The organism is Parasphingomonas puruogangriensis (assembly GCF_036663635.1).
GTDB lineage: Bacteria > Pseudomonadota > Alphaproteobacteria > Sphingomonadales > Sphingomonadaceae > Sphingomonas.
The window spans coordinates 1-6,391 of the sequence record NZ_JAXOJI010000015.1 but is presented as its reverse complement, the minus strand read 5'-3'; the positions used below and the strand labels follow the sequence as shown (position 1 = coordinate 6,391).

Genomic DNA, 6,391 nt, shown 5'->3' with positions numbered 1-6,391 from the left:
CGCTCTGGTCGGCGTGCCGGGGCTAATCGCTGCGATGCAGGCCTGAGCGCCCCGCGCTAGCACGCGCCGCTATCAGCGCTGCTCGACCACCGTTCTCACACAGCCTCGGTGGAAAGCTGCCATCCTTATGATAGCCAGTATTTATGCTGCACACGCGGAGTTTGGACGGCGACATTGAGATCGATGGCGTCGAATACCAATGGGCGCTTCGCCGCGAGCCTCAATGGTGCACAGTTGATGGTTTCCAAGGGATGGTTGTTGCAGTCGGTGCCAAAGCAGGATCAGTTTTCCGGGAGGTGCTGCTTCACTTCCCACCGGCCAAGCACGCCGCTCAGCTGGCCAGAGGTTACCGACACCGACCGCAGATACACCGAACTGAACTTGAGCCTGCGATAAGGGCGGCACTGCTCAGTGGCTGGGATCCTTTTTCGCGTGGCAAAGCTCTGGTTTTTCAAGTCGCCTCGAACGGCAGATAGTAGTGGGAAGCGAAATGGCGGGTTTCGGTTGGCCGAGAGCATAGCTGACACTACAGTATCAGCTCAAGATATATTGACTTCACCCTCAAGGCTTTCGCGTCGCACCCATTCCGTACCCCCTCTTTGCCAAACTTGCAAAATCGCCCAAAGTTCGACTCCTGCATTATTTCCAGCACAGCTGAAGCCAGTGGTCGCTCGATTATGCCTAGGCGGATGCTCGTAATATCTATCGAGTGCGTTCACGATTTCACTGTCGGAAAAGCTTATTCCCGTGAATGTGTCGAGGCCCCACGCAACGTCGAAAGCTTGGTAGCAGCCGATGCATCTCACGCGCACGAGCGCCTGCGCATGAGCGGCGAAAAAGCGGGTCGGATGATATTCGCAGTACCGGGGAATACCTGCCAGCCACCATGAAGGAGGTTCAGCAATTCGAGAGGTGATGTCGTCCAGCCATTGGTTGCGCACGGAACCACTCTCCCTCCTCATTCGCATGCCGCTAGATAAAGCATGGGTGAATAAACGTCAGCTTTCGATTTCAGTCGGAGGTCGAGGAGCGGCGGCAGTTGGGCGACTACCGCCGGGCCGCTTTCGGCCCCAAAACTTGGTAGGTCGGCTTTTATGTGGCCCCCATCGCTCGATGGCATCGAAACGGGGGAAAGTGGTGGAAAGCTGTCGTAGCTCTGCCTCTTACTTTTGCGGCAAGCCCCTCCGCTGCCGATCCAGCCATTCTGCCATTTCCATGCAGGCAACCGTTCGGCCCGGAAAAGCAGTCGCCTCGTTCCGTAGGACGCGAGCGGCCAAGGTTAGCTCGTCAATCAAGATGCTCGGCGCATAGCTTTCGCCCTGAAAGTAAGCACTTGCGTTAATTACAGCTTGCCGAAATCTGTCAAAATACGCTTCGTTCAAATCCCTATAGGATTGAATGGAAGCGAGCGCGCCAAACGCCTCTGACTGAACGCGCTCTACCGCAATCTGGTCATCACCGGTCAAAGTCGTTCCCCTTTGGCGCTGAGATGCCCAAGGAGGCGAATGTCTGCAAGTGGGCGGTTTGCGACCGGCAGCTTTGCCGCCCGATAGCGGCCAGTCGGCTTTCAGGCACTCCGACCGTTTTGGTGCGTCGCTAACGGCGATAGATGGGTGGTTAGCTGCTGTAATCGATCGTCCGCAAGATGCGTTCATACTCTGCGGTCGCGATGTCGAATGCCGTTTTGCGTCTCGTTAGAAAGCACCGAAGAAGGAATGTGATGGCGGCGAATGAACAGGCTACCGGCAAAATGCTGACAAGTGCGTCAGGGCGATCTCTCCACAGAGCGTAGTATATTGCCATCACGCAAAACAAAGCTGCGCCAAACCCGAATATGCCCATGTAAACCGAGATCATCAGCCACGACCGATGAGGTTCAGGTCGTCCGCTGCGACGGTTGGTGGTATGGGTAAAGAACGATGGCACGACTGCCATTTATCATCTCAATCCGATGCCCGCTATTGGCCGATAGGCGACCGGCGGGTTTTGGGCGCTGAATGGGCAATAGCTGCCATAGCGTGATCTCCAATTAGCATAACTTGCCTGAAAGCCGCCGGGCGGGAACCGCCCACTTCCGGTCATTCTGCTGTGTCGCGGAGCCCGCCGGTGCACGCGGTCACTTTCGGCATCGGCATCAGGGAGGCCGACCGCGGAAAAGACCCGCGAAGCCGATCAGCGTCAGACTCTCTCAAAGCGCCGATCGGATGGGAACTCCGCTGCTGTGACGACGTTTCAGGATCGTAATGGCGGTCAGGAGGCAAAATGCAAAGCGGTCCCGGACCTTACCGGAGAGTAGCTGATAGCGAGCTCCGCCCTATCTTTTACTTGGTTTCAATGGAGGCCAAGGTTTTTTGGTTTTGGCCGAAGTTTCTAAAGACGACGACGCCGCCACCCGGTACAAACAAGCCAATTGTAACGCAGTTACTACGTGCGATGCTGTACGTTCATACGGTGCCATCTGGAACAAATCAATTACGGCTCGCGATAGAGCGCGGCCTGAGAGACCGCAACGACATCGCGATTAGAGCGAAACTTCTATCTATATTAAATCAGATTCACGAACGGCCGTGGGCCTACCCTGCTTGCGTAAGCACAGACCTATGCCGAAGATTTTATAAAGACCTGTCGCCCATTGCAGACATATCCAGCAAAGGAGCGGACTTCATGAGTGATCCGGTATCCACATCCGGTGCAAGCGGTGGCTCAGCTTATATTGCTTCGAAGACCGGTCCTGTGACGGCAGGGCGCATAACACGTGGCGCTGCGTACGGAGCGATGCTTTTAAGTCTAACCAACTTCTTCGCTGGCAAGTCGAAGGATTACTACGAATTTTACATGAAAAGGATTTCTGATGAGCTCGCCCTCCGCGGAATCCCGCCAAGTAGCCTTTGACGCCCTAGGCGCCGGCGCGATCCTCGTCGTCGGTTACATCGCCTCCCTATACCTACGAAGCAATTTTGCTGCACCGCCGGAAAGATGGTGGTTATGGATACCCAGCGCAATTGGCCTGGTTGTTGCTTTTGCGCTTTCCGCAAAGTTGAAGCTCTCAGTCACACGATGGATGCTTGTGTTCTTCTCAACCTGCTTGGTCGTTCAAGCTGTCATTCAGGTCCTATTTGCTTATGATGTAGTTCAGTTATGATTGCGGCTCGTGCTATAGCGCCTTCGCGGGCGCGAATTTGTATCGCTGCACTGCGTGCCAATGTCCGCTTCGCCATTCATAGCAGCGCGATCAATGCCGATTGCGGACGCTTATCGCGCGCGGATGCGACGAATGAATGGTCCTGCCGCACACAAACAGTACCGAAAACCTCCATTCCGCTAACCACGACGATGCGACGTTCGCAACGGCAAAGCGGATCCCAGGACCGGACGGTCGACGACGCACGGTCTAAGCCGTTCCTTGGCGCGCTGACTTGCCGCCAACTACGGTCGTCTCCGAATGGTCTCGAGGCTCATAACCGACTGGCGGACGCGGGCGAACAACATCGCAACGCGAGCGGCGAGCAAGCGGCGGAAGAGCTTCAAGGGAAAGGAGCGATATGCCGGGGCATCCTGGGGAATAGGTAAATCGGACTGACGCCTAGCAACCTTCGTCCGCATTTCGATCGGCGGCAACGGACTACTGAACCGTGAGCGATAGGATGAGGTCCAATGCCCGGCGCGAATTTTAGAAACATGCCCGTATTGCAGCAGGCGGCCACGAAGCGCTGCGTCGGTGCATCCGGCTTGAGCTTGTGGCCGACGAGCAATTCAGCGCCTTCGACGCAGCCGAAGCGGTCGTCGCGATAAGTGAGGTATGACGTTCCGCCGTCTGGATCGAGGACGCTTCCTGCGTCAGGCAAAGCTTCGATCTGGTGCCCCCGGCCTGGCAATCGCTACAGTAGCAGACCGTACTCACGATCGGAGCGCCAATGCCCTCACACCGAACGCGGCCGCAGGAACAAGTTGCTGTACGCACCGTGAAAGCCATCCGCCGCTCCTATTGCCGTCCCGATACAATGATGCCCGATAATGTACTCTTATGCACCCGTTTAGACTGGTCGATGACTGCCAGCCATGCTTCGAACTTGCCAAGAGGGAGGCAGCTTTGCATCGACCGCCCCCAGAAGGCATCCATCGTTCGGCAAAGCAGCGGCCAGGAGCAGACGGACCGGAAGCGCCCAGCTGCGGACAGTCACACGGCCACCAACGCCTCGCGCGAAGGAGCGTTTAGACGTCAGTAGCTATGTCGGTGGAACGAGCGCGAAATGCGGCGCCTGCTCGCGCACGCAATACGCCATATTGCACGGCGAACAGCGCCAGCTTCGAACCGGTGGCAGGAACGAGCAGCAACGTTGCCGCTTGGTGGGGCGGCAGCGCGATGACAAGCAAGACGTTCGCGGCTGCCGTACCGAACATCAGCCATGCCCATGCCCACCCTACGCCATCCCAGATTGCCGTGGGCAGCAGGTCCAGCGCTATGGCAGGTACGTAGCGCTTGACCCATCCGCGCGGCAGCATCGTCGCTCCGATACAGCAATAGATGATGCTCGGCTTGAGGAGAAGGAAGCGGGCGCTGTGTGTCAGCACAGACAAACCACCGAGACTGACCGTGAGTGCGATGCCGATCACGAGCAGGCCCGGAACAGCTTCGCGCTTTAGCTTGTGCCGAACTGCTTGAGTAACGCCGATCGTCAACCCGATTGCTGCTGCCCAGATCACGGACCCTGTTAGCACGAAGATCAGGTAGAAAACTAACGTGCCAATAAGGTCTTCGAAGATGGGGCGAGCGGTGTGAACCAGGTATCGCATTGGCGTTCTCTCCGCGCTCAGCGACTTTAAGGATCAGCCCTTCCTCGCAATCCCGCAAGTCCCCCTTTCGATGTCCGCTAACCACCCAAATTTCGCCGTTCACGATGTGCCGAGGCAATCAAGCCGCCCGAAAGCCGACCGGCAGCTAACGGGGCGAAAAGCTGCCGGCAGAAAACGCCCATAGTCAGCCATTCGGCCGGCGAACGTATCTGCCGAAAGCGGCCATTGAGCTGCTGCCGGTCTCATAGACACGAGGTTAGGCTACATTAGCCTGCTTCTCAAAGTCCATGGGGCTAAGATACCCCAAGGTCGAGTGCCTGCGCGTGGGATTGTAGAAGCGCTCGATGTAATCGAACACGTCCTGCCTTGCCTGATTGCGTGTGCGGTAGGTTTTGCGCGCGATCCGTTCGGTCTTGAGCGAGGAGAAGAAGCTCTCCATCGCAGCGTTGTCCCAGACGTTGCCGGACCGGCTCATCGAACAGGTGACGCCGTTTTCGACCATTAGCCGCTGGAACTGCTCGCTGGTATATTGGCTGCCCTGATCGGAGTGGTGCAGCAGGGCATCGGGCTTGCCGCGCCGCCAGATCGCCATGATCAACGCATCGGTGACGAGCTGCGCCGTCATCGTGTCACTCATCGACCAGCCGACCACCCGCCTTGAGAACAGGTCGATCACCGCGGCCGCGTACAGCCATCCTTCGGCGGTGTCCAGATATAGGTGAAGTCGGCCACCCACTTCTGGTTGGGCGCGTCCGCGCTGAACTGCCGATCGAGCACGTTGCCGGCGATCACCGAACGTTCGCCATGATCCTTAGGCAGACCGCGACGCCGGGGCCGCGCCATCAGGCCGTGCACACGCATCAGCCGTTCGACGCGATGCAAGCCACATGAAAGGCCTTCGGCCAAGAGATCGTGCCACACCCGACGTGCACCATAAGTGCGGTAGCTGGATATGAAGCTGGCGCGGATCTTACCCGCATACTCTTCGTCGCTGCGCGACCGGGCACTCGGCGCGCGCACGAGCCAGGCGTGGAAACCACTGCGCGAGACATCGAGCGCCTCGCAAATCCACGATACCGGCCAAATCCCTCGATGTTTTGCGACGAACCCGAACTTCATATCGAGTCCCTGGCAAAGTAGGCCGCGGCTTTTTTTAGGATGTCGCGTTCGGCCTTCATCCGGGCCAACTCGCGGCGCAGCCGCTCAATCTCCTGCTGCTCGGGCTTCATCTGGCCGTTACCCGGAAACGCCGACTGGGGATCAGCTTCCGCTTCGCGGACCCATTTGCGCAGCACGTTCTCGTGCAAGTCCAGATCGCGCGCGGCCTGCGTCACCGCCACGCCCCTTTCGCGGACCAACTTCACCGCCTCCAGCTTGAACTCTCGGCTAAACTTCCGTCGTTGCATTGTCACCCTCCGGTTCCGAAAACACCTTATCTCGGTGTCCACGAAACCGGCAGCAGCTCACATTGCCCCAATTTCTAAGAGTCCGTTTGAGAATGTTCACGGATGGACAATTCTCCGGAGCATGAGGCTGCCGAGAGCGACATGGATCATGGCCTCCGAGACGTCGATCCGTTGCTCGTAATCGCGAACGA

Annotated in this window: 4 protein-coding genes and 2 pseudogenes; all 6 read right to left on the bottom strand. The window is 57.8% G+C overall.

Going from position 1 to position 6,391, the window contains the following annotated elements:
• Positions 1 to 539: 539 nt before the first annotated feature.
• A complete protein-coding gene (locus U1739_RS20825) occupies positions 540 to 941 on the bottom strand; it encodes a hypothetical protein (RefSeq protein ID WP_332710535.1) in 402 nt (133 codons plus the stop codon).
• Positions 942 to 1,163: 222 nt separating this feature from the next.
• Positions 1,164 to 1,466: a hypothetical protein gene (locus U1739_RS20820; RefSeq protein ID WP_332710534.1), complete on the bottom strand. Its 303-nt coding sequence runs from the start codon at positions 1,464 to 1,466 to the stop codon at positions 1,164 to 1,166.
• A gap of 2,204 nt (positions 1,467 to 3,670) precedes the next feature.
• Positions 3,671 to 3,973: a GFA family protein gene (locus U1739_RS21305; protein ID WP_443025619.1), complete on the bottom strand. Its 303-nt coding sequence runs from the start codon at positions 3,971 to 3,973 to the stop codon at positions 3,671 to 3,673.
• 239 nt (positions 3,974 to 4,212) lie between these two features.
• The gene (locus U1739_RS20815; protein ID WP_332710533.1) at positions 4,213 to 4,794 is read right to left on the bottom strand and encodes a septation protein IspZ; all 582 of its coding nucleotides are present in this window, start codon (positions 4,792 to 4,794) and stop codon (positions 4,213 to 4,215) included.
• Positions 4,795 to 5,050: 256 nt separating this feature from the next.
• Positions 5,051 to 6,200, bottom strand: a pseudogene (locus tag U1739_RS20810) (IS3 family transposase).
• A 96-nt stretch (positions 6,201 to 6,296) separates the two neighbouring features.
• Positions 6,297 to 6,391, bottom strand: a pseudogene (locus U1739_RS20805) (IS5/IS1182 family transposase); the annotation flags it as partial.

Coding starts and splice junctions, on each gene's coding strand:
- U1739_RS20815 (WP_332710533.1), bottom strand. CDS start 4,794: ATGCGATACCTGGTTCACACCGCTCGCCCCATCTTCGAAGACCTTATT.
- U1739_RS21305 (WP_443025619.1), bottom strand. CDS start 3,973: ATGGCTTTCACGGTGCGTACAGCAACTTGTTCCTGCGGCCGCGTTCGG.